Annotated in this window: 21 protein-coding genes; 17 read left to right on the top strand and 4 right to left on the bottom strand. The window is 64.9% G+C overall.

The window, feature by feature from the left end:
- The first annotated feature begins 36 nt into the window (after nt 1-36).
- The 4 genes from O7A05_RS05900 (at nt 37) to kdgD (ending at nt 4,151) form a co-directional block, all read left to right on the top strand.
- Complete coding sequence (locus O7A05_RS05900) at nt 37-1,122, top strand: sugar ABC transporter substrate-binding protein (RefSeq protein WP_337092054.1); 1,086 nt, start codon at nt 37-39, stop codon at nt 1,120-1,122.
- Nucleotides 1,123-1,243: 121 nt separating this feature from the next.
- The gene (locus O7A05_RS05895) at nt 1,244-2,317 is read left to right on the top strand and encodes an ABC transporter permease (protein WP_337092053.1); all 1,074 of its coding nucleotides are present in this window, start codon (nt 1,244-1,246) and stop codon (nt 2,315-2,317) included.
- Nucleotides 2,314-3,222 carry an ATP-binding cassette domain-containing protein gene (locus O7A05_RS05890; protein ID WP_337092052.1) on the top strand — a complete coding sequence of 303 codons (909 nt, stop codon included), beginning with the start codon at nt 2,314-2,316 and terminating at the stop codon, nt 3,220-3,222. Before O7A05_RS05895 ends, O7A05_RS05890 begins: the two co-directional genes overlap by 4 nt.
- Nucleotides 3,219-4,151, top strand: a complete 933-nt coding sequence (gene kdgD / locus O7A05_RS05885) for a 5-dehydro-4-deoxyglucarate dehydratase (protein WP_337092051.1) — start codon at nt 3,219-3,221, stop codon at nt 4,149-4,151. Before O7A05_RS05890 ends, kdgD begins: the two co-directional genes overlap by 4 nt.
- Nucleotides 4,152-4,168: 17 nt before the next feature.
- Here the strand turns inward: kdgD and O7A05_RS05880 are convergent, their stop codons facing one another.
- Nucleotides 4,169-4,900, bottom strand: coding sequence for a FadR/GntR family transcriptional regulator (locus O7A05_RS05880; RefSeq protein WP_337092050.1), 732 nt, complete (start codon nt 4,898-4,900; stop codon nt 4,169-4,171).
- A 149-nt stretch (nt 4,901-5,049) separates the two neighbouring features.
- Here O7A05_RS05880 and O7A05_RS05875 point away from each other — a divergent pair, with 149 nt between their 5' ends.
- On the top strand, nt 5,050-5,877 hold the full coding sequence (locus O7A05_RS05875) for an NAD-dependent epimerase/dehydratase family protein (protein ID WP_337092049.1): 828 nt from the start codon (nt 5,050-5,052) through the stop codon (nt 5,875-5,877).
- Between the two features lies 1 nt (nt 5,878).
- Here the strand turns inward: O7A05_RS05875 and O7A05_RS05870 are convergent, their stop codons facing one another.
- A complete protein-coding gene (locus O7A05_RS05870) occupies nt 5,879-7,471 on the bottom strand; it encodes a GMC family oxidoreductase (RefSeq protein ID WP_337092048.1) in 1,593 nt (530 codons plus the stop codon).
- Between the two features lie 208 nt (nt 7,472-7,679).
- Here O7A05_RS05870 and O7A05_RS05865 point away from each other — a divergent pair, with 208 nt between their 5' ends.
- From O7A05_RS05865 to O7A05_RS05850, 4 genes are all read left to right on the top strand, one after another.
- Nucleotides 7,680-8,762 carry a sugar ABC transporter substrate-binding protein gene (locus tag O7A05_RS05865; RefSeq protein ID WP_337092047.1) on the top strand — a complete coding sequence of 361 codons (1,083 nt, stop codon included), beginning with the start codon at nt 7,680-7,682 and terminating at the stop codon, nt 8,760-8,762.
- Between the two features lie 166 nt (nt 8,763-8,928).
- A complete protein-coding gene (locus O7A05_RS05860; RefSeq protein ID WP_415926974.1) occupies nt 8,929-9,912 on the top strand; it encodes an ABC transporter permease in 984 nt (327 codons plus the stop codon).
- A gap of 5 nt (nt 9,913-9,917) precedes the next feature.
- Nucleotides 9,918-11,420 (top strand): sugar ABC transporter ATP-binding protein, encoded by a 1,503-nt coding sequence (locus tag O7A05_RS05855; protein WP_337092423.1) that lies wholly within the window; start codon nt 9,918-9,920, stop codon nt 11,418-11,420.
- 4 nt (nt 11,421-11,424) lie between these two features.
- Nucleotides 11,425-12,393 (top strand): ABC transporter permease, encoded by a 969-nt coding sequence (locus tag O7A05_RS05850; protein WP_337092045.1) that lies wholly within the window; start codon nt 11,425-11,427, stop codon nt 12,391-12,393.
- Between the two features lie 83 nt (nt 12,394-12,476).
- On the opposite strand, the gene gloA is transcribed toward O7A05_RS05850, so the two are convergent.
- Entirely contained in the window at nt 12,477-12,890 is a 414-nt protein-coding gene (gloA, locus tag O7A05_RS05845) for a lactoylglutathione lyase (RefSeq protein WP_095080570.1), read from the bottom strand.
- A gap of 161 nt (nt 12,891-13,051) precedes the next feature.
- Here gloA and O7A05_RS05840 point away from each other — a divergent pair, with 161 nt between their 5' ends.
- A complete protein-coding gene (locus tag O7A05_RS05840; RefSeq protein WP_337092044.1) occupies nt 13,052-14,494 on the top strand; it encodes an FAD-binding oxidoreductase in 1,443 nt (480 codons plus the stop codon).
- A gap of 3 nt (nt 14,495-14,497) precedes the next feature.
- A complete protein-coding gene (locus O7A05_RS05835; RefSeq protein ID WP_337092043.1) occupies nt 14,498-15,283 on the top strand; it encodes a FadR/GntR family transcriptional regulator in 786 nt (261 codons plus the stop codon).
- Nucleotides 15,284-15,344: 61 nt separating this feature from the next.
- Here the strand turns inward: O7A05_RS05835 and O7A05_RS05830 are convergent, their stop codons facing one another.
- Nucleotides 15,345-16,250: an NAD(P)-dependent oxidoreductase gene (locus O7A05_RS05830; protein WP_337092042.1), complete on the bottom strand. Its 906-nt coding sequence runs from the start codon at nt 16,248-16,250 to the stop codon at nt 15,345-15,347.
- Nucleotides 16,251-16,354: 104 nt separating this feature from the next.
- Here O7A05_RS05830 and O7A05_RS05825 point away from each other — a divergent pair, with 104 nt between their 5' ends.
- From O7A05_RS05825 to O7A05_RS05800, 6 genes are all read left to right on the top strand, one after another.
- On the top strand, nt 16,355-17,098 hold the full coding sequence (locus O7A05_RS05825; protein WP_337092041.1) for a FadR/GntR family transcriptional regulator: 744 nt from the start codon (nt 16,355-16,357) through the stop codon (nt 17,096-17,098).
- 266 nt (nt 17,099-17,364) lie between these two features.
- The gene (locus O7A05_RS05820; protein WP_337092040.1) at nt 17,365-18,351 is read left to right on the top strand and encodes an aldo/keto reductase; all 987 of its coding nucleotides are present in this window, start codon (nt 17,365-17,367) and stop codon (nt 18,349-18,351) included.
- Between the two features lie 5 nt (nt 18,352-18,356).
- Nucleotides 18,357-18,800: an amidohydrolase family protein gene (locus O7A05_RS05815; RefSeq protein ID WP_337092039.1), complete on the top strand. Its 444-nt coding sequence runs from the start codon at nt 18,357-18,359 to the stop codon at nt 18,798-18,800.
- Nucleotides 18,755-19,219 carry an amidohydrolase family protein gene (locus tag O7A05_RS05810; protein WP_337092038.1) on the top strand — a complete coding sequence of 155 codons (465 nt, stop codon included), beginning with the start codon at nt 18,755-18,757 and terminating at the stop codon, nt 19,217-19,219. The genes O7A05_RS05815 and O7A05_RS05810 overlap by 46 nt, the downstream gene beginning before the upstream one ends.
- A gap of 278 nt (nt 19,220-19,497) precedes the next feature.
- Nucleotides 19,498-20,730, top strand: coding sequence for an ABC transporter substrate-binding protein (locus tag O7A05_RS05805; protein WP_337092037.1), 1,233 nt, complete (start codon nt 19,498-19,500; stop codon nt 20,728-20,730).
- Between the two features lie 86 nt (nt 20,731-20,816).
- Complete coding sequence (locus O7A05_RS05800) at nt 20,817-21,686, top strand: branched-chain amino acid ABC transporter permease (protein ID WP_337092036.1); 870 nt, start codon at nt 20,817-20,819, stop codon at nt 21,684-21,686.
- The last annotated feature ends 6 nt before the right edge of the window (nt 21,687-21,692 follow it).

Below are 21,692 nucleotides of genomic sequence, written 5' to 3'. Positions count from 1 at the left end.
CACACAAGCAGGTAAGCCACGAAAAGGGAGGAAACAATGGACGACGAGACGAGGAACCACATGGCGAACGCCGCGATCAGCCGGCGCGGCGCCTTCGCGCTAGCCGGCAAGCTCGGCCTGGGCGCGGCTGGCCTGGCTGGCGGGCTGGCAGGCGCGGGTCTTATCGGCGGCATCAGCGCGGCAAAAGCAGCTGATTCATCGGCTGGCCTGCCGAAGAAGCCGTACAAATTCCATTTCGTCTGCCATGTGACGCTGGACCAGTTTTTCACGCCGACTGTCTATGGCATTCAGGACGCCTGCGCCGCCTTCGGTTGCAGCTACCAGTGGACGGGTTCGCAGAAGAACGTCGTCTCCGAAATGGTCAGTGCCATGCAGACGGCGATCGCGCAGAAGTCGGACGGCATCGCGGTGTGCCTGGTCGATCCGACGGCTTTCGACGCCCCCACCGAAATCGCGGCTCAGGCCGGCATCCCGGTGGTCGCCTTCAATGCCGACGTGCCGGTCGGCAGCCCCAACAAGCGGCTCTCCTATGTCGGCCAGCCGCTCTACCAGTCGGGCTATAATTCGGCGCTGAAATGGCTGAAGCTGATCCCCAAGGGCGGCCACGTCATGCTGTCGATCGGCGTGCCTGGCTCGCTCAACACGCAGCCGCGCCTCGATGGCTACATCCAGGCGATCAAGGACTCTAACAGCGGCGTCACTTACGATGTCGTCAACACCGGCCCGGATCCGGCAACGGAAATCTCGCGCGTCGAAAGCTATTATCTCAGCCACAAGAACGTGAACGGCATGTTCGGCACCGGCGGCTCCGACACCTATGCCTGCGGCTTCATCTCTAACAAATATGGGCTGGTCAAGAACGGCGGCGCGGTCGCCGGCTTCGACCTGTTCCCGCAGACGCTGGACTTCATCAAATCCGGCGACGTCAACTTCACCACCGACCAGCAGGCCTATCTGCAGGGCTTCCTGCCGGTGCAGCAGATGTATCTCTACAAGCTCTCCGGTGGCCTCGTCGGCCCTGCCAACAGCGACACCAGCCAGGCCTATGTGACCAAGGACAATGTCGACGCCTATGTCGGCAAGACGCGATTCGAGGGCCGCAGCGACGCCGAGCCGACCTGAGCCTTTACGCAGCCTGCACCCGCTCGCGGCCTTATCGCGCGATGGGACGGCGAGCGATCGGCTGCGGACGGACAGCCCGCCGCCGATCAACTTGCCTCGCATTGAAACCAGGAAGACAAGCTTGCCGCCCACCGCTATACAGCCAGCGAAGAAGAACGCCGTTGGCGTCAAGGTCCCCCGGACAATGCGGGAGCAACTGCTCATCCTGTTGTCGCGCTACCGCGAGGCCAGCATCGCCGTTGTCGCCATCGTGCTGGTGATCTATTTCCAGCTCGGCAGCGACGGAGGTTTCCTGTCGCCCTCGTTCATGAGCGTGGTGCTGCGCGACACCGGCCGGCTGGGCTTGATCGCCGCGGCCGAAGTCATGCTGATGATCACCGGCGAGATCGACCTGTCGCTCAGCGCCATCTTCTCCATCGCTCCCTATGTCATGGCGCTGCTGTCGGTGACCTACGGCGTGCCTTTGGCCGTCGGTGCGGTGATCGGCGTGCTGATCGGCATCCTCGTCGGCGCCATCAACGGCATCATCACCGTGCGCTTCAAGGTGCCCTCGTTGATCACCACGGTCGGCACGCTGTTCTTCCTGCAAGGCATCGTGGTGTCGATCTACAACAGCCAGCCGATCGTGGCGCCGGTCGAGCAGCCTTTCAACGCGATCTTCGGCCAGAGCCTCTACCAGCCAACGGATGCGCTTCTGTCCTGGCACGGCGTCACCGCTTTCACGCCGTTCCTGTGGGCGGTGCTGGTCGTGCTGGTGCTGGCCCTGGTGCTCAACCGCACCACCTTCGGCCTGCACACGATTGCGACCGGAAGCAATATCATCGGCGCGCGCGAGATCGGCGTGCGCACCGACCGCATGAAGATCTACAATTTCATGATCGCCGGCGGCTGCGCCGCCTTTGCCGGCATCATCAACACGGCGCAATTCACCTCGGCCGACCCGCAGGCCGGCAGTCCGTTCCTGACGTTGCAGGCGATTGCGGCGGCGGTCATCGGTGGCACGTCGCTGCTGGGCGGCTCGGGCACCGTGATCGGCGCGCTAATCGGCGCCTTCGTCGTCGCCTCGCTCAACAACGGCCTGGTTATGATCGGCGCCCAGGCGACGGTCTCCGACATCTATCTCGGGGCGGCCATCATCGCCGCCATGATCCTCTCGATCCAGGTCGACCGGCTGCGCACACGGAGGCGCGTATGAACACACAAACTATTCCGCCGCTGGCGCCCGATGCGCCTGTCGTGCTGGAGATGACCAACATCTCCAAGAGTTTTGGCGCCGTCACCGCGCTGGTCGACGTCTCGATCAGGCTGCGCCAGGGCGAGGTGCTGGCCCTGGTCGGCGACAACGGCGCCGGTAAATCGACGCTGATCAAGATCTTGTCCGGCTTCCACCAGCCCGACACAGGCACGATCGTCTCGCAGGGCAAGGAAGTGCGTTTCGCCTCGCCGCGCGACGCCCGCGCGCAAGGCATCGAGACCGTCTACCAGGATCTGGCGCTGATCGGCGACCTCAGCGTCTTCCACAACATGTTCCTGGGACGCGAATACCGCAAGCGCGTGCTCGGACTGAACCTGCTCGATAACGGGAAGATGCGCGAGCAGGCGCAGCTTTATCTCGACACGTTGGGCATCTCGATCCCCTCTGTCAACAGCACTGTCGACCTTCTGTCCGGCGGTCAGCGCCAGTGCATCGCGGTTGCCCGCTCGATCTATTCGTCGCCAAAAATCCTGGTGCTCGACGAACCGTTGGCCGCGCTCGGCGTGCGCGAGAGCGCGCATGTCTTGGGCCTGATCCAGAACCTGCGCCAGCAGCGCTGGGTCTCGGTTATCCTGATCGTGCACAACTACAACCAGATCTTCGAGGTCTGCGACCGCATCAACTTTCTGCATTCGGGCGAGATCGCGCTCGACGCCTCGACGGCCGACACCAGCGAGGAGGAACTGATCCGCATCGTCAAGTCGGGCCTCGGCCGCAAGGGCGATCGATGCCGCCGCGGCGCAAGTGCGGCCGGGCTTCGTATGAGCCGCCGACAAGGCACCGCTAGAACAATCCCAGCCGGCTCGACCCCATCCACCGGCCCTCGCATGGAGCACTCGCTTTGACCTTCTCTCCGACCGAACTGATGAAATCCCTTGGCCGCGGACTGCTGTCGTTCCCGCTAACTTTTTTCGACAAGAACGGCGCCTTCAACGAAGACGGCTACCGCGCCCATGTCGCAGCCCAGGGCGCTGCCGGAGCGAGCGGGCTTTTCGCCGCCGGCGGGACTGGCGAGTTCTTCTCGCTGACGCTCGAGGAGTACGAACGCGTCGTGCGCTCGGCCTCGCACGAAGTGCCCAAGACCCTACCGCTGCTCGCCGGCGTCGGCTATGGCACGCATATGGCGGTAGAGTTCGCCAAGGCGGCCGAGGCCAATGGCGCCGACGGCCTTTTGGTGCTGCCGCCCTATCTGGTCAAGTCCGAGCAGGAGGGCCTGCGCCGCCATCTCACCGCCATCTGCCGTTCGGTGGGTATCGGCGTCATCGCCTACAATCGGGACAATGCCATCCTGGCGCCCGAGACGCTGGAGCGTGTGGCGCAGGATTGCCCTAACTTGATAGGCTTCAAGGACGGTGTCGGCGACATCGAGCTGCTCACCGCCACGCGCTATCGCATGGGCGATCGGCTGGTCTTCATCGGCGGCATGCCGACGGCGGAGGTCCATGCCAGCGCGGCGGCCGCGATCGGCATGACAACCTATTCCTCGGCCATCTACAACTTCGCGCCCGAGGTTGCGCTGCGTTTCTTCAACGCCCTGCGGGCCGGCCGCAAGGCCGAGGTCGACGATCTCATCCGCTCGTTCTTCCTGCCCTATCTCGCCATCCGCAACCGGCGCGCCGGCTATGCGGTGGCGATCGTCAAGGCTGGCGCGCGCATTGCCGGCATCGACTGCGGACCGGTCCGCTCGCCGCTGCTCGATCTGACGGCGGATGAGGAACGCCAGCTCGCCGCCCTCATGCAGGCCTGCAAGATGCCGATGGCCGAGATGGCTTAGGTCCGATGGATCCTGTGTTACCGCCTTGCCGGACCGTCGACCATGCGGCGATAGCGCTCGCGGCCCGCCTCCAGATGCTCGCGCAAGGTGAAGCGGGCGGCTTCGACATTCTGCCGCTCGATGGCCTGGTAGATGCGGCGGTGCTCCGTCTGGACCTGCTCCAGATACAGCCGCCGCTGCTCCGGCGTTTCGTCGCGCGGGCGCATCAGCTGGCGCGGAATGATGACGGGTCCGAGGAAATGCATGAAGCGTTCGAAATAGGGGTTGCCGGTGGCGGACGCGATCGCCCGGTGGAAGGCGAAATCCGGCTCGATGGCGCTCTCGCCCGCCGCGATCGAGGCGTCGATGGCATCGAGGCAGTCGCGCATGCGGGCAAGATCGTCGTCGCTGCGCTTCTCGGCGGCGATGCCGGCGGCTTCCTGTTCCACCGCAAGCCGAAGCTGCAGCACGTTCTGCACTTGGGTCAGCGAGGTGAGCTCGTCGGAGATGATGCGGAAGGTGGTGGCGGCCTGATGATCGGCGACGAACACGCCCGCACCCTGGCGGCTGACGACAAGCCCTTCCGAGCGCAGCGAGGCCATGGCTTCGCGGATCACCGTGCGGCTGACGCCGAATTGCGCGATAAGCTCCTGCTCGGTCGGCAGTTTCTCGCCGCTCGTCAAGTGACCGGCACGTATTTCGCGCGCAAACCAGTCGGCAACCTGCGCGGTGCGGCTGATCTGCGGGGGAAGGCCAAAGGAACGTTCCATCATCTCCAAGCAATAAACCAACCGCGTTTGCAGGCAAGCCATAATTTGTCTGGTGATATGATGACTTCAGCGGTTAGCCGCAGGCGATCTTCGCTCGCCTTGGCAGGCACGCACGAACATCGGAGCGGTGGCTAAGAAAGGGCGGGCTGATGGTACCCACCAAACCTGTGTTGTTGACCGGGGCATCCGGCACTATCGGACGGCTGCTCTCGGGCAGGCTGGCGGCGTTGGGCTGGACCTTGCGGCTCACCGATATCGCGCCCTTGCCGATCCGGCTGCCGGACAGAGCGAGCTTCACGACAGCCGATCTCGAGGACCAGCAGGCGGTGAACGAAATGGCCGAGGGCTGTGGGCTGATCCTGCATTTCGGCGGCATCTCCACCGAGCAATCCTTCGAGACCGTGCTCGGCCCGAATTTTCGCGGCGCCTACCACATCTACGAAGCGGCACGCCGGGAGAAAGCGCGTGTCGTGTTTCCGTCCTCCGTTCATGCGGTCGGCCTCTACGAACGCACGCAGATCCTCGACCAGGATTGCCTCTTGCGGCCCGACGGCTATTACGGCCTGTCAAAGGCTTATGGCGAGATGCTGGCGCGGCTCTATTTCGACAAGCATGCCGTTGAAAGCGTGCTGATCCGCATCGGTTCCGTCCTGCCGGAGGTGCCCGACGAGCGGATCCTCTCTACCTGGATATCGCATGACGATTTCGTGCGCCTGATCGACCGCTGCGCTGCGGCGGAGCGCGTCGATTGCTCGGTCATCTGGGGCCAGTCCAACAATAGTCGTGGCTTCTGGCGAAAGGACGCAAGGCTGAAGATCGGCTGGACGCCGCTCGACAGTTCCGACAGCCAGGCCGAACGTGTGCACGGCAAGGTGACCGACAACCCGGTCGTCGAGCGCTACCAGGGCGGCAAGTTCATCGTCGTCGACTACAGCCGCGCCGACTTCCCGCCGCGCGAGATGTTCGAGAGCGAGTGAGCTATGCCGCTGTGGTCTTGCCGGTGATCATATCCGCCGCCTTCTCGGCGATCATGATCACCGCTGCGTTGGAGTTGGAAGAGACGATGCGCGGCATCACAGAGCTGTCGCAGACGCGCAGGCCGGCAAGACCGCGCACACGCAGCTCGGGATCGACGACGCTGTCGGCATCGCCGCCCATGCGGCAGGTGCCGACCGGATGATAGGCGCTGCGGCCATGCTGACGGGCAAAGGCTTCGAGCGCCGCGCGGCCCTTCGTCGCCGCTCCCGGCAGATGCTCGCGGCTGATGTATTTGGCGAAGGCCGGTTGCGACAGGATCTCGCGGCTGATCTCGATGCCGTCGACGGCGCGTTCGAGGTCGTAGCGCTCGGCGAAAGGATTGGCGTCGATAATCGGCGCATCGCGCAGATCCGCCGAGCGCAGCGCCACACTGCCGCGCGAACGCGGCCGCACATGGTAGGAGTTCAGCGTGCAGCCGTTGCCGCCGGGAACCGAGCCGATGCCTTCCTCGACGCCGGCGCCGGGCAGGAAATGGAACTGGATGTCCGGCGTCCTCTCGGCGCGGTCGCCCCACCAGAAACCGCCGGCCTCGACGATGTTGGAAGCCACCGGTCCCTTGCCGAACAGCGCGTATTCGAGACCGGCAACGGCCTGCCAGCGCTTCTTCTTGTAGCGGTCGATGCCGTGCGGCCCGTTGAGTTCGGCGACGACGTCGACATCCATGTGGTCGTGCAGGTTCTGGCCGACGCCGGCGAGATCGTGCACCACCTTGATGCCGTGCTGGCCGAGATGCGCGGCCGGGCCGATGCCGGACAGCATCAGGAGTTTCGGCGAGCCGATGGCGCCGGACGTGACGATCACCTCGCGTTCGGCGCGCATCAGATCGGTGCGGTCGGTGGCCACGATCTCGACGCCGACGGCGCGGCCGTTCTCGACGACGACGCGGCTGACCGTGGCGTCGGTGCGCAAGCTCAGGTTCGGGCGCGCCAGGGCGGGCTTGAGATAGGCGACCGCCGTGCTCGAGCGCCTACCGTTGCGCGTGGTCGTCTGGTAGAAGCCGGCGCCTTCCTGCTCGCCGGCATTGAAGTCGGCTCGGAAGGGCAGGCCGGCCTGCTGCGCCGCCTTGACGAAGATCCGGGTCAGCGGATGCGGCGCGCCGCTGGAGACGCCGAGCGGGCCCTCAATGCCGTGCTGCGGACCGGCAAAGGTGTCGTTGCCCTCGGACCTGACGAAATAGGGCAGCACATCGGCGTAGTTCCATCCGGCGCAGCCGAAGTCGGCCGCCCAGCCGTCATAGTCCTGCGGGCAGCCTCGCGTGAACACCTGGGCATTAATGGACGAGCCGCCGCCCAGCACCCGTGCCTGCGGGTAGACCATGACACGGCCATCGATCTCCTTGCCGGGCGCCGCGTCATAGCCCCAGATCAGCGGGCCGGACGTCATCTTGAAGAAGCCGACCGGCATGTGGATGTAACGGTCGGTGTCGGGCGGCCCAGCCTCGATCAGGACGACCGACAGGCCTGGATCCTCGCTCAGTCTCGCGGCAAGCACGCAGCCGGCCGAGCCGCCGCCAACGATGATGTAGTCCGGCATTCTCGCTCCCTACCCGAGGCGAAGTCAGTGCCTCGCTCTTCATGCGCGCGACGATCTCAAGTCGCTTGTGCCGCGTCAAGAGAAAGAGTATGGTTGCCGTGTTGAAGGGTTGTCATACAAGTAGAGATCGATAACCCTCGCTGGAGGATCCGGCCGTGCGCCCTGCGCAAGCGCCGGGCGGCAAACAAATTCAATCGGGAGGTTCGAAATGAAGGACAGCAATGGTCTTGTTTTTTCCGGCAGGGTAAACCGCCGGACGCTGATGCTGGGCGCTGCCGCCGGGGCGGCGACGCTGGCCATGCCAAATGTGCTGCGCGCGGCCGACAAGCCGACACTGGTGACGTCGATCCGCTCGTTGTCCAATCCCTACCACGCGGTTTGGAAGACCGGCGCCGAGGCCTATGCCAAATGGGCCGGGCTGGAACATGTCACGCTGGTCTCGGAAGGCAACAGCGAGAAGGGCATCGCCGACATCAAGGCGATGCTGGCCAAGACCAACGGCAATATGGTGCTCAATTCCGATCCCAACGACACGCCCGACGCGCGCCCGATCGTCGAAGCTTGCGCCAAGGCCGGCGCCTATGTGGTTACGCAGTGGAACAAGCCGGCCGACCTGCACCCCAAGGACTTCAATCCGAACTATGTCTCCCATATCGAGTTCGACGGCATCGCCAGCGGCAAGACCATCGCCGAGATCCTGTTCAAGGCCATCGGCGGCAAGGGCGGCATCGTCGCGCTCGGCGGCCTGATCTCGACCACGGCCGCGATTGAACGGAAGAAGGGCCTTGATGCAGCGCTTGCCGCCAATCCCGACATCAAGCTGCTCGACTTCCAGGTCGCAAACTGGAAATCGACCGAGGCCTTCGACCTGATGGGCAATCTGCTGACCCGATTCGGCGACGACATCAAAGGCATCTGGGCCGCCAATGACGACATGGGCTCCGGCGCGCTCGAAGCGCTGCGCGCCGAAAACCTCGCCGGCAAGGTGCCGATCGTCGGCGTCGACGGCATCAAGACGGCGGTCGACGCGGTGCGCACCGGCGAGTTCGCGTGCACCGTCACCTCCGATCCGTTCTGGCAGGGCGGCATGGGGCTTGCGATCGGCTACAACGCCAAGATCGGCAAGTTCGACCCGGCCAAGGAGCCGCCGGAGCACCGCGAATTCTATGGCAAGGCGGTGCTGATCTCGCACGACAATGTCGAGGAATATTACAAGACCAATGTCGAGTCGAAGCCCGAGATTGACTGGAACGATCTGTGGGGCCGGGTGACCGGAGCGATCCGCACCTGACCCGTTTGGGGCGGGCACGCTTCTCCCTGGCGGCGGCCCGCTCCTTTTTTGCTGGCGTCCTGTGCCTATAGGCGCAACGCCGCTCATCCTGCACACGGGAAGCGGTTTCTTGACAATCCATACAGAACCCCTGAAGTCCGTTCCGGACATCGAGCGGACGACGCTTATGACATCGATCCCCGGCCGCATCGCCGCGCTGTTCGGCGGCAGGCGCTGGCGCAGCCTGGCGCCGCTGGCGGTGCTGATCGTGCTGTGCCTGCTGATCGCCATCGCCAATCCCAATTTCATCGAGTTGCGCAATCTGGTGCGGCTCGCCAATTCGGCCGCCGTGCCGCTGACGCTGGCGATGGGGCTGACCTTCATCATCCTGATGGGCAGCATCGACCTCTCGGTCGAAGGCACGCTGTCGGTGTCGGCGATGGTGGTGGTGCTGCTTGCCGCCAATGACGCCAACGGCAACGACTATGGCTGGTGGGCGGTGCTTGCCGCCGTGGTCGCCGGCACGGTGATGGGGCTAATCAGCGGCCTCGTCCAGACGATGCTGCGCATCCCGTCCTTCATGGCGACGCTCGGCATGTGGTTCATCGGCCTTGGCCTGTCGGTCTATATGCTGGGCGGCTCGGCCATCCGCCTCAACGACGCCTCGATCCGCGACCTTGCCTTGCACCGCTTCCTCGGCCTGCCGCTGGCGGTCTGGGTCGCGCTCGGCGCTTTCCTGCTCGCCGCTGTCATCCAGTATCACACCAGGCTCGGCCGCCACATATTGGCGATCGGCGGCGACGAGGACGTGACTAAGCTCTCCGGCGTCAACGTCACGCGCGTGCGCATCGCGGCGTTTGCGCTGGCCGGCTTCTTCTTCGGCATCGCCGGGGTGCTGGCGGCGGCCCAGCTCGGGCAGTCGCATGCCGTGATCGGCGACGGCAGGCTGTTTGCCGCCGTCACCGCCGTGGTCGTCGGCGGCACGGCGCTGACCGGCGGCGAAGGCGGTGTCGTCAACACGCTCATCGGCGTGCTGATCGTCACGGTTCTGGCCAACGGCATGATCCTGCTCGGCATCTCGCCCTACATCCAGCAGACGGTGCAGGGCTTGATGATCATCGCGGCCGTGGCGCTGTCGCTCGACCGCGTCCGCCTCAAGATCGTCAAGTGAGCGCCATGTTGCAGGCGTCGAACATCATCAAGAACTTCCCCGGCGTCCAGGCTTTGCGCGACGTCTCGATCGAGGTGCGGCCGAACGAGGTGGTCGGGCTGATCGGTGAGAACGGAGCCGGCAAGTCGACGCTGATGCGGGTGCTGGCCGGCGGCTACCGGCTGGACGGCGGCTCACTCACGCTCGACGGCGAGCCGCTTCGCATGCGCAGTGCCCGCGACGCGGCCAGGCACGGCATCGGCATGGTGTTCCAGGAACAGTCGCTGGTGCTGAACCTGACGGTCGCCGAAAACATCTATCTCGGCGAGGAGGGCCGATTCACCCGCTTTGGCCTCGTCAACTGGCGCGCCATGAACGCGGCGGCGCGCCGGCAGCTCGCCAAGATCGGCGTCGACATCGACGTCACGGCGCGCACCTCCGAGCTCACCTTCGCCGCGCGCCAGATGGTCGAGCTCGCCAAGGCGCTGACGCTTGAGGAGACGGTCGAGCGTCCGCTGCTCATCCTGCTCGACGAGCCGACCTCGGTGCTCAACGCCGCTGATATCGAGGTGCTGTTCGCGCGTGTGCGCTCGCTCAAATCCCGTGCCAGTTTCGTCTTTGTTTCGCATCGCCTTGACGAAGTGCTGACGATTTCCGACCGCGTCTACACGATGAAGGACGGCGCTGTCGTGGCCGAGCACCGCGCCGCGCAAGTCACCGCGCCGGAGCTGCACGAGATCATGGTCGGGCGCGGACTGCAGGCCGAATATTATCGCGAGGCGCGCCAGCAGCCGCCGGGCGACAAGATCATGGTCGAGGCCAAGGGGCTTGGCGCGAACGGCTTCTATCGCGGCGTCGATCTCATGATCCGCGCCGGCGAGATTGTCGGCATCGCCGGTGTCGTCGGCTCCGGCCGCGAGGAGGTGACGCGCACCGTCGGCGGTTTCCTGCCGCATGATGCAGGCGAGATGAAGATCGCCGGCGAGACGGTGCGCTTCGGCTCGCCGGAGCCAGCGGTGCGCAAAGGCATCGGCTATGTGCCGCGCGAGCGCAGGCTGGAAGGACTGGTGATGTTCCTGTCGATCGCGGAGAACATCTCGCTGGCGGACCTCAAGAGCGTCATGCGCAACGGCGCCATCGACCATGGCAAGGAGCGCCGGCTTGCCGCCGACTGGATCAAGCGGCTCAGCATCAAGGCGCCCGGCCCGGATGCCGCTTGCCGAAAGCTCAGCGGCGGCAACCAGCAGAAGGTGGTGCTGGCGCGCTGGATGACGGCGGGCTCGCGCATCCTGGTGCTCGACCACCCGACGCGCGGTCTCGATGTCGGCGCCAAGGAGGAGGTCTACGAGTTGGTCCGCGATCTCTCGGCGCAGGGCGTGGCGATCCTTTTGATCTCCGACACGCTGGAAGAAACGATCGGCCTGTCGCATCAGGTGCTGGTGATGCGCGACGGCGAGATCACAGCGCGCTTCGACGCCAGCCCGGGCAACAAGCCGGACCAGGTCGAATTGCTGCGAGCGATGGTGTGAACCTATGAGTGAAGGTTTTTCGATCAGGCAGGTCTTCGAAGGCAAGTGGACGCAAGGCGCCATCCCTCTGGTCCTGCTTGTCGCCCTGTTGCTGATCATCGAGGTCGCCGCGCCCGGCTTTCTGACCGGCGAGACGCTGGCGCTGCTCTTCGCCAACACCGCCGTGCTGTTCATCCTGGCGACCGGCGTCACCTTCGCCATCCTGCTCGGCGGCATCGACCTGTCGATCCAGGCGGTGGCCTCGCTGGCGAGCGTGATGCTGGCGCAGTTGCTGCCCTCGCTTGGCTTCGCCGCCTTCCCGGTGGCGATCCTGTCCGGCCTCGCCTTCGGGCTGCTCAGCGGCATCGTGCATGTCAAGCTGCGCGTGCCGTCCTTCGTCGCGACCCTGGCCACCGGCGGCGTGGTCACGGGCCTTGCGCTCTGGGTCTCCAACGGCCGCGCCATCACCATCGAGGAGGCCGGTCGGGAGAAGACCGCATGGATCAACGCGACGATTTTCGGCCTGCCGATGGTGGTGCTGATTTCGGCGCTGATCGGCATCGTCAGTTTCCTGGTGCTGCGCTACACGCGCTTCGGCCGCCAGGCGATCGCGGTCGGCGCCGGCGAACCGGCGGCCTGGGCCGCGGGCATCAATGTCGACCGCACCAAGATCATCGCCTTCGCGGCGTCGGGGATGCTGGCGGCCGTCGCTGGCGTCGTGCTGGCGGCCAGGCTGTCGAGCGGCTCTCCGGTGCTCGCCAACCAGCTGCTGCTGCCGGCCATCGCCGCCGTCATTGTCGGCGGCACTGCGATCACCGGCGGGCTGGGTGGCGTCGCGCGCACCGCGGTCGGCGCGCTGATCATCTCGATCGTGCGCATCGGCATGACCTTCGTCGGCGTCAATATCTTCCTGGAGAACATGGTGTTCGGCGCGGTGCTGATCGCCGCCGTCGCAATCACCATCGACCGCAGCAAGATCGCGGTCATCAAGTGACGGACCGATCCGCACCGCCTCCCAAGCAAGCGCGGACGCAGGGGGACCGCATCGGCGCGAGGCCGGTGCGGTCCGGCCTGAATTTACTGCATAGTGTCCAGACCGATCAGCTCGATCTTGTAGCCGTCCGGGTCCTCGACGAAGGCGATGTGGGTGGTGCCGTGCTGCATCGGTCCGGGCTTGCGCGGGATCTTGGCGCCGCGCTTTTCCAGCTCGGCGCAAACGGCGTAGATGTCGTTGACGCCGAGTGCCAGATGGCCGAAGCCGGTGCCGATCTCATAGGGTTCCTCGCGGCCCCAGTTCAACGTCAGCTCGACGACCGCTTCCTTGTCCTCCGGCCCGTAGCCGACAAAGGCATTGGTGAACTTGCCGCCGGGATAATCCTCGCGGCGCAGCAAGGTCATGCCGAGCACTTCGGTGTAGAAGGCGATCGACTTGTCGAGGTCGAGCACCCTGATCATGGTGTGCATATAGCGAAAGCCGGGGGCGTCGCTCATTGGGAAAGTCCTCCGAATTCAGTGATTTGCCGGTCTGACCATCCACATCAAACGGCTTCGGGAAGCATGGCGTCGCTTGATGTTCTAAATCAGGGTTGTATGATAACACGACAAGATTGGTGGTTGTCCAGTCGTTTTCCGGAAGGGTCCAGGTTCAGTTCATGAATGCCGTGCCGCCCAATTCCGCATCGCTGATCGCCGCCCTTGCCGGCGTGCTGTCGGATGGCGGGCTACTGACCGAGGCAGAGGACCTTATCCGCTACAGCCGCGACTGGTCGGGCGACCATTTCGGCCGCCCGCTGGCGGTGGCGCGGCCCAGTTCGGTGGAAGAGATGTCGGCGCTGATGAGGCACTGCCATGCCGAGCGCATTCCCGTCGTGCCGCAGGGCGGACTGACTGGCCTTGTCGGCGCGGCGGTGGCAGCCGACGGCAACGAGGTCGTCGTCTCGCTGGAGCGCATGAACAGGATCCGCTCGATCAGCCCGATCGACTTCGCTATGGTGGTCGAGGCCGGCTGCATCCTCGAGGACGCCAAGCGCGCGGCCGAGGAGAGCGACTGCATTTTGCCGATCACCTTCGGTGCGCAGGGCAGCTGCCGCATCGGCGGCAATGTCGCCACCAATGCCGGCGGCTTCAACGTGCTGCGTTACGGCATGACGCGCGACCTTGTGCTCGGCCTCGAAGTTGTGCTGGCCGACGGCCGGATCTGGAACGGACTGAAGGTCCTGCGCAAGGACAATCGCGGCTATGATCTGAAGCAGGTCTTCATCGGTTCGGAAGGCACGCTCGGCATCGTCACCGCCGCTGCGCTGAAGCTCTTCCCCAGGCCGACGCAGATCGAAACGGCGCTCGTCGGCCTGCGTTCGGTCGAGGATGCGATGGCGCTCTATGCGCGGGCGCGGCGCGGCTGCAGCGACCTGCTCACCGCCTTCGAGCTGATCCTGCGCGGCGGCATCGAGATCACCATGCGCGAGGGCAAGGATTTCCACGAGCCGCTCGGCAAGCCTTACCCTGCCTATGTGCTGATTGAGGTTTCGTCCGGAGGACTGATCGACCTCAAGGATATGCTGTTGAGTTTTCTCGCGGGCGTCGAGGATCTCGTCGAGGACGGCATCGTGGCATCGACCCGGGCACAGGGTGAGCGCCTGTGGCTCTACCGCGAGATCATGGTCGAGCGGCAGGGGCGCGGCGGCCGCTATCTGCGCACCGACGTCTCCGTGCCGATCTCGAAGCTTGCTGATTTCGTCACCGATGCACTGTTCGAATTGGGGCGGGCGAGACCCGACGCGCTGCCCGTCACCTACGGCCATGTCGGCGACGGCAACATCCATCTCAACGTCGTGCCGCCGGAGGGCATGGCGGCCGAGGCGATCGAGCATCTGTTCGAGGAGGCGGAAGCGGAGATTTTCGCCGTCGTCGACCGCTATGGCGGCTCGATCAGCGCCGAGCACGGCATCGGCCGGGTCAAGCAGCGGGCCTTCCTCGACCGCATCGATCCGGTGGCGCTCGATCTTGCGGCAGGCATCAAGGATGCGATTGATCCGCGCCATATATTGAGCAACGGCCGCATTCTGGCGTCCGCATCCGCGCTCGACTATAGGTGAGCGATGACGCTGAAGCTCGACAAGGTCAATCGCGGTCCGCACCTCTCCACGCTCGTGGCGAGTTCCATCTCGCGCGAGATCGCGCAGGGGCGGCTGAAGCCCGGCGATCAGCTTCCGACCGAACAGGCGCTGGCGACCACGTTCGGGGTCAGCCGCAACGTGGTGCGCGAAGCGATCGCAAGGCTGCGCTCCGAAGGCCGCATCTGGTCGCAGCAGGGCAGGGGCGCCTTCGTTGCCGACGCTACCAACGCGACGGTGCTGACGATCGACTATGAAACCTTGCAGCGGGCGGATTCCTTCCGCAACCTGTTCGAACTGCGCGGCATGCTGGAAGTGCAGATCGCCGCACTGGCCGCGACCCGCCGCTCCGATGCCGATATCGTGGCGATGGAACAGGCACTCGACGGGATGCGCACGGCTCCCTATGGCAGCGTCGCCTGGCTGAAGAACGACCTCGGTTTCCACCGCGCCGTCGCCGAAGCGACCCAGAACCCTTATATGGGCCAGTTCCTCGTCTTCGTCTCGGAACGGGTGCGCGAAAGCATCCTGGCCGCCGGCAACCAGCAGAAGTCCGACGACATGGCGCGCACGACGCTGGGCGAGCACGAGCGCATCCTGGCGGCGATCAAGGCCGGCGACGCGAAGGGCGCGAGCGCCGCCATGACGCGGCATCTTGCGGGTGCTGCCGCGCGTGTTGGATTGCCTGGAAGCGAGGCCTCGCCGAAGCCAGTGTCGCCAGCACTGCCTTCGCGGCTGCGGAAGGCAGTGCGCGGGCAGGCGGCGGGGTAGGCGGCGGCTCAGCCCGCTCGGTCAACGCCAGCCAAAACGGAGAGGAGCGCCCAGTGCGATTTCACTCAGCCGCCGGCTCAACCAGCGACACCCCATTCAACCCCGCGACGATATCCGACAGCGCCGGCACGAATTTTTCCCCGTGTCCCGTGGCCACCGCCGTCGCAAAACCGTTGCGGACCACGGCGCCGACCGGGTTGGCGATGCCGGCGGCCTGGGCGAAGGAGGCGAGGTAGGTCATGTCCTTCAGCGCATTGGCGATGGCGAAGCGCTGGGCGTTTTCGTTGCGGTTCAGCACGAAGTCGAAGAAGGCCTGGTAGAAGCCGCAATCCATGCGGCTGCCGGAGATGACGCTGTTGAAGACCTGCGGCGTCAGCCCGGCCTTGGCGCCGAGCATCAGCGCCTCGGAATAGATCGCCGAATAGCCCATCGAGACGAAATTGTTGAGCAGCTTCATGGTGTGGCCGCTGCCGGTCGGGCCGGTGTGGACGATGCGCGCGGCGAAGGCTTCGAGCACTGGCCGCGCGCGGGCTACCGCTTCCGCCGCGCCGCCGACCATGACGTCGAGCTTGCCCTCGGCGGCTTCCTTGGGCGTGCGCGCCAGCGGCGCGTCGATCAGCGTCACGCCTTGCGTGGCGAGTTCGGCGGCGAGCGCGATCGTCGAGGGCGGGTTGGAGGTCGAGCAGTCGACGATCAACAGCGGCTTGCCGGCGGCGGCCAAGCCGTCAGGACCCCTCACGACCGCTTCCACCTGCGGCGAGCCGGTGACGCAGAGGAGAACGATGTCGCAGCCTTCGGCGAGCGCGCGCGGCGTCGCCGCCTGGCCGGCGCCGGCGCTGACCAGCTTCTGCGCCGCCTCCTGGTTGCGGTGCGCCCAGACCGTCAGCGGCCAGCCCTTGGTCAGAAGGTTGGCCGCCATGCCCGAGCCCATCGCGCCCAGGCCTATAAAGCCGATTTGCTGCTTCATGTTGGTCTTCCCTTGCTGTTGGGCTCAAACAAACGAAAGATTGCCGTTGCAACCAAGCGGTGCGATCCTTGGCGTAAGAATCGATTTAACGGGCCGGTTTTCCGATGACGGATCGCGAGGGAGCAATGTTCGGCGCCATTCGCCAGTCCCCCAACCTCAGGGGCGAGCTGGTCGACAAGTTTGCCGCGCAGATCGAAGCCGGCGATCTTGCGCCGGGACAGCGGCTTCCCACCGAGCAGGAGATCGTCAACGCGACGGGCGTCAGCCGGACGGTGGTTCGCGAGGCGCTGGCCTCGCTCCGCGCACGGGGGCTGATCACCACACGGCAGGGCCTTGGCGCCTTCGTGGCCCAGGAGCCCCCGCCGAAAACCTTTTCGATCGTGCCGACGGATGTCGAATCGATCGACGAGATCCTGGCGGTGCTTGAGCTCCGCATGGGCGTCGAGGCGGAAGCTGCGGCGCTGGCGGCCACGCGCCGGACCGCCAAGGACCTTGCGCTCATGGCCAAGCAGCTCGACGCCATCGACCGCGCGATCGCCGAAACCGGTCTCGCCGCGACCGAGGATGCGGCTTTCCATCGGGCGATTTCGCTCGCCTCGCACAACGCCTATTTCAGCCGGCTTTTCGACACGTTCGGCACCGCGATGATCCCGCGCCAATGGACGCAGTTCGATCGCCTGGAGCCCGACGAGCGCGAGCGGCATTTCGAGCGCACGCGGCGCGAGCACCGGGCGATCCACGACGCCATCGCGGCCCGCGACGCCAAGGCGGCGCAGCGCGCGATGCGGCTGCATCTTTCGCGTTCCTACAAGCGCTTCGAGCAGCTGCGCGACAGCGCTGGGAAATAAATCGGGCAAGGTCGCTCGATCGGTCCGTGGCTTGTATCGATCAGCGGCGGCTGCGGCTTGACGGTCCAAATCGGGTTGGCATCGATCGGCACCACGCGCCGATGCCAGGAACATCCCATCGCCCTCCAGCCTGCCGGTAGATCCAAAACCGCCGCTTTTCGCCATCACCTTTTGCATGCTTACAGGGTTGTCATACAACTATCCGATCTGATATTCCTGCGGGCACGACCCGTCAAGACGACGTTGGCTTTCAGGAGTGAGTTTCCATGCATCAAAGGCGATTTGGCCGCACCGGCTGGCAAGTGTCGGAAATCGGCTTCGGCAGTTGGGCGATCGGTGCCGACTGGGGCGACGTCGAGGAGAAGGACGCCATCGCGGCGCTCAACGCCGCGCTCGATTCAGGCGTGACGATGATCGACACGGCCGATGTCTATGGCGACGGCCGGGCGGAAAAACTGATCGCAAAGACGCTGAAGGGGCGTGGCGGCGTCAGGCCTATTGTCGCCACCAAGGCGGGCAAGCGGCTGAACCCGCATTTCGCGTCAGGCTACAATCGCCAGAACCTGACCAGCTTCGTCGAGCGCAGCCTGCGCTATCTCGAGGTCGACGTGCTGGACCTGGTCCAGCTCCACTGTCCGATGACGGAGGTCTTCTACCAGCCCGAGACGTTCGAGGCGCTGGACAGGCTGGTCGAGGAGGGCAAGATCCGTCACTACGGCGTCAGCGTCGAGAAGGTCGAGGAAGGCATCAAGGCGCTGCAATATCCGGGCGTCGTCAGCGTCCAGATCATCTACAACATGTTCCGGCAGCGACCCGCGGAGGTGTTCTTCGATATGGCGCGCCAGAAGGATGTCGCCATCATCGTCAGGGTGCCGCTGGCCAGCGGGCTCTTGTCCGGCAAGTTCAAGAGCGATTCCAGTTTCAGCGCCAAGGACCACCGCAACTACAACCGGCAGGGCGAGGCCTTCGACGTCGGCGAGACATTCTCCGGCGTGAATTATGAGGAAGGCCTGCAGGCGGTGGAGGAATTGCGGCCGCTGCTGCCGCCAGGCGCGACAATGGCGCAATGGGCGCTGCGCTGGATCCTGATGAACCCGGCGGTGACGGTGACCATTCCGGGCGCCAAGTCCGTCCGGCAGGCGCAGGAAAACGCCGCCGCGTCCGACCTGCCGGCGCTGTCGCCGCAAGTGATGGAGCGCATCGCCGACATCTATGAGCGGCGCATCAAGGCCTCCGTCCACCAGCGTTGGTGAGCGTCATGACCGCCGGTCGGCCCCTGATCATCGACGGGCATCAGCATTTCTGGGATCCGGCGGATGGCTCCTGCGGCTGGATGACGGAGGATTACGCTTCCATACGCCGGGTGTTCTCCCCCGACGACCTCAGGCCGGCGCTCGCCGCGGCCGGTGTGGACAAAACCATCCTTGTCCAGACTTGGCATTCGCTCAACGAGACGCTTGTGTTCCTGGAGACCGCGAGCCGGACCGATTTCGTCGCCGGCGTCGTTGGATGGGTCGACCTCACCGATCCTGATGTCGACGCCACGCTGTCCGAGCTGAAGGCGCGGTCGGATGGCCGCTATCTGGTCGGCATCCGTCATCTCGTCCATAACGAGGCGGATCCGAACTGGCTGCTGCGCGCGGACGTCCAGCGCGGGTGGCCGCGGTCGCCGAAGCGAACCTCGCCTATGACCTGCTGTTGAAGGAGCCGCAAATCCCCGCGGCCCTGGAGACGGTGGAACGGCATCCCAATTTGCGTTTCGTGGTCGACCACATCGCAAAGCCGCGCATTGCGCAGCATGCGATGGAGCCATGGGCCGGATTGATGCAAGGTTTCAAGGCGCATCGCGACCACGTCTGGTGCAAGCTGTCGGGGATGGTCACGGAGGCCGACTGGCGGCACTGGAAAAGCCAGGACCTGCGGCCCTATGTCGACGCGGTGCTTTCGATCTTCGGGCCGTCGCGATGCCTGTTCGGCTCGGACTGGCCGGTCTGCCTGGTCGCCGCCGACTATCAGTCGGTCAAGCGCGCCCTCGACGATTGCCTCTCCGGGTTGACGGAAGAAGAACGATCGCAAATTCTTGGCGTTTCCGCCATCGAGGCGTACCGCTTGCCGCTGTGACTGTGGCAAGGCTCTGAGCCTCCGCCTTAGCATTTGTCGGGCCACTTTCATCATCACAATGATCGCGGCGCATGTCTCTGCGTTGGGCATCCTAGTCCGGCGCCTCGCACTGACTGCGACGAACTTCCCCACCCAAAGCTTAGATCGGAAACAGACGAACGAAAGGGGTGACACGACGCCACCCGTTCGCTCGCCGTCAGGCCGGAGTCATGTTGACAGCAGTGTTACATGGTAATAGGGTTGTATGACAAGTTGGCCATGTAACGGGAGGAACATGCATGAGACAGCTAGGACTTGGATTGGCCATGGCAGCCGCGGGGCTCGCCATGGCTTTGCAAACGGCCCGCGCCGACGAGGAACTGCCCATCGGCGTCATCGCCGCGCAGTCGGGCTCGTTCGTTTCGGCCGGCAACACCATCGTCGGCGCGGCCAATCTGGCGGCGCAACAGATCAACGACGCCGGCGGCATCAAGGTCGGCGACAAGACCTACAAGATCAAACTCTATATCCGCGACAACCGGACGGATGTGAACGTCACCATCGCGGCCGCGCGCGAGCTGGTCAACGACATCGGCGTCAAGGCCATCTGGGGCACCGAGACGCATGACTTCTCCGTGTCGATGGCCAAGATCACCGGCCCGGCCAAGGTGCTGCAGTTCTCCGGCAACAGCTCGCTCGGCGCCGTGCTCGACGACAAGGCCGTCGCCGAGGACGGTTGGCTTCACTACACGTTCCAGAGCGAGCCGCAGGAATGGCAGCGCAGCGGCAGCACCGCAAAGGGCGTGCTGTCGCTGCTCACACCGCAGCTGAAGTCGCCGCCGAAGCATTCGGTGGTGTTCGTCGGCAATGACGCGACCGGACAATATCTGTCGTCGCACTATGTCAAGGCGCTCGAGGCGGAAGGCCAGAAAGTCGACCTGGTGCAGTATCCGCCGGACACGACCGACTTCTCGCCGCTGCTCACCCGCATCAAGGGCATGAAGCCCGATATCGTGCATTTTTGGTACAATGGCGATTCAACCCTCACAGCCTTCCCGCAAGCCCTCAAGCTCGACGTGGCGCCGTCCTACTTCCTGTTCGGCGTCGACCCGGGCATCTACCAGGAGCGCAGCCTGAAGGCGGGTGTGCCGGTGACGATGAGCTGCGTGCCGGTCTGCTGGGGTTCCTCGCCATACCCCGAAGTGAAGCAGTATTTCGACAAATATTTCGGCCTCGGCGCCGCGAAGGGGCCGCAGTCCTCGGTATCGCTGCTCTACTATGACTACTTCTTCTGGTACGCCAAGGCGCTGGAGAAGGTCGGCAAGATCGATGATCCGGACGCGGTGGTCGCAGAGCTCCTGAAGTCGGACTACAAGGGCGTCGTGTCGCCTGTGCCGCTTGTGTTCAACAAGCATCATCAGGTCACCTTCGCGACCGAGGTCTGCATGGTCGAACCCAACACATCCGACAAGTTCAAATGCGCGGTCGAGCAGCCGCCGGCCGCACCGCCGCCCGGCGACAACGGCGGCTGAGCCGGCCCGCGACAAAATCCAAAATCGGATGGGCGGCTATGTTCCGCCCATCTCCTTCCCTGCAGGTTCGCCACCCGGATTTGATTATGGACATTTTTGTGCAGCAACTGGTGAACAGCCTCTCGGTTGCCAGCGTCACCATTCTCATCGGCATCGGCATCACGCTGATCTTCGGCCTGGCCGGCATCGTCAATTTCGCGCATGGCGAGTTCCTGATGGTCGGGGGCATGGCGACCTGGTTCATGGTCGGCGCCGGCATGAACTTCTTCGTCGCGCTGGTGTTGGCCGGCCTGCTGGTCGGGGCGCTCGGCTTTGCCGCCGAAAGATGCCTGTTCCGCTTCACGCTCAACCGGCCGATGAACGGCTTCATCATGTCGATCGGCCTCAGCGTGATCCTGCAGCACGCCGTCATCCGGGTCTTCAATGAGTTCCAGAAGAGCATCACCGACCCGGTCGGCCTGGTCTGGACGATCGGCGGCGTGGATATCATCGCCATGCGCGCGATCGTCGTCGCGCTAACGGCCGTCATCGTGGCGATAACCTACTTCGGCATCTCCCGCAGCCGCTATGGGATGGCGTTGCGGGCGAGTGTTTCGGACCGCGACACCGCCGAGCTGATGGGCATCCCGGTCCGCCGCTATGTCACCGGCGTCTTCATCTATGGCAGCCTGCTTGCCGGCATAGGCGGCGCGCTGATGATCTCGCTGTTCCCGATCACGCCCTTCACCGGCAGCGTTATCATCATTCGCGGCTTTGCGGTCTCGCTGATCGGCGGTCTCGGCAATGTCGGCGGCGCCGTCGTCGGCGGCCTGGTGCTCGGCCTCGTCGACGGCCTCAGCGCCGGTTACGGCTATCCGGAATGGACCGACGCCTATTCGCTGGTCGTGATGATCCTGATCCTGGTACTGCGGCCCCAGGGTCTGCTCGGCGGCACGCTCGGGCCGAAGGCATCGTGAGATGTC

This window comes from Mesorhizobium argentiipisi (SeqCode) (genome assembly GCF_037179585.1).
Taxonomy (GTDB): domain Bacteria; phylum Pseudomonadota; class Alphaproteobacteria; order Rhizobiales; family Rhizobiaceae; genus Mesorhizobium; species Mesorhizobium argentiipisi.
Note: the sequence above shows the minus strand (reverse complement) of the source record. Positions and strands in the feature narration are given on the sequence as shown.

What these genes read in the sequence shown, in the direction of transcription:
- O7A05_RS05900 (WP_337092054.1), top strand. Translation starts at nt 37, where the DNA reads ATGGACGACGAGACGAGGAACCACATGGCGAACGCCGCGATCAGCCGG.
- O7A05_RS05890 (WP_337092052.1), top strand. Translation starts at nt 2,314, where the DNA reads ATGAACACACAAACTATTCCGCCGCTGGCGCCCGATGCGCCTGTCGTG.
- O7A05_RS05880 (WP_337092050.1), bottom strand. Translation starts at nt 4,900, where the DNA reads ATGGAACGTTCCTTTGGCCTTCCCCCGCAGATCAGCCGCACCGCGCAG.
- O7A05_RS05875 (WP_337092049.1), top strand. Translation starts at nt 5,050, where the DNA reads ATGGTACCCACCAAACCTGTGTTGTTGACCGGGGCATCCGGCACTATC.
- O7A05_RS05870 (WP_337092048.1), bottom strand. Translation starts at nt 7,471, where the DNA reads ATGCCGGACTACATCATCGTTGGCGGCGGCTCGGCCGGCTGCGTGCTT.
- O7A05_RS05865 (WP_337092047.1), top strand. Translation starts at nt 7,680, where the DNA reads ATGAAGGACAGCAATGGTCTTGTTTTTTCCGGCAGGGTAAACCGCCGG.
- O7A05_RS05860 (WP_415926974.1), top strand. Translation starts at nt 8,929, where the DNA reads ATGACATCGATCCCCGGCCGCATCGCCGCGCTGTTCGGCGGCAGGCGC.
- O7A05_RS05855 (WP_337092423.1), top strand. Translation starts at nt 9,918, where the DNA reads ATGTTGCAGGCGTCGAACATCATCAAGAACTTCCCCGGCGTCCAGGCT.
- O7A05_RS05850 (WP_337092045.1), top strand. Translation starts at nt 11,425, where the DNA reads ATGAGTGAAGGTTTTTCGATCAGGCAGGTCTTCGAAGGCAAGTGGACG.
- gloA (WP_095080570.1), bottom strand. Translation starts at nt 12,890, where the DNA reads ATGAGCGACGCCCCCGGCTTTCGCTATATGCACACCATGATCAGGGTG.
- O7A05_RS05840 (WP_337092044.1), top strand. Translation starts at nt 13,052, where the DNA reads ATGAATGCCGTGCCGCCCAATTCCGCATCGCTGATCGCCGCCCTTGCC.
- O7A05_RS05835 (WP_337092043.1), top strand. Translation starts at nt 14,498, where the DNA reads ATGACGCTGAAGCTCGACAAGGTCAATCGCGGTCCGCACCTCTCCACG.
- O7A05_RS05830 (WP_337092042.1), bottom strand. Translation starts at nt 16,250, where the DNA reads ATGAAGCAGCAAATCGGCTTTATAGGCCTGGGCGCGATGGGCTCGGGC.
- O7A05_RS05825 (WP_337092041.1), top strand. Translation starts at nt 16,355, where the DNA reads ATGACGGATCGCGAGGGAGCAATGTTCGGCGCCATTCGCCAGTCCCCC.
- O7A05_RS05820 (WP_337092040.1), top strand. Translation starts at nt 17,365, where the DNA reads ATGCATCAAAGGCGATTTGGCCGCACCGGCTGGCAAGTGTCGGAAATC.
- O7A05_RS05815 (WP_337092039.1), top strand. Translation starts at nt 18,357, where the DNA reads ATGACCGCCGGTCGGCCCCTGATCATCGACGGGCATCAGCATTTCTGG.
- O7A05_RS05805 (WP_337092037.1), top strand. Translation starts at nt 19,498, where the DNA reads ATGAGACAGCTAGGACTTGGATTGGCCATGGCAGCCGCGGGGCTCGCC.
- O7A05_RS05800 (WP_337092036.1), top strand. Translation starts at nt 20,817, where the DNA reads ATGGACATTTTTGTGCAGCAACTGGTGAACAGCCTCTCGGTTGCCAGC.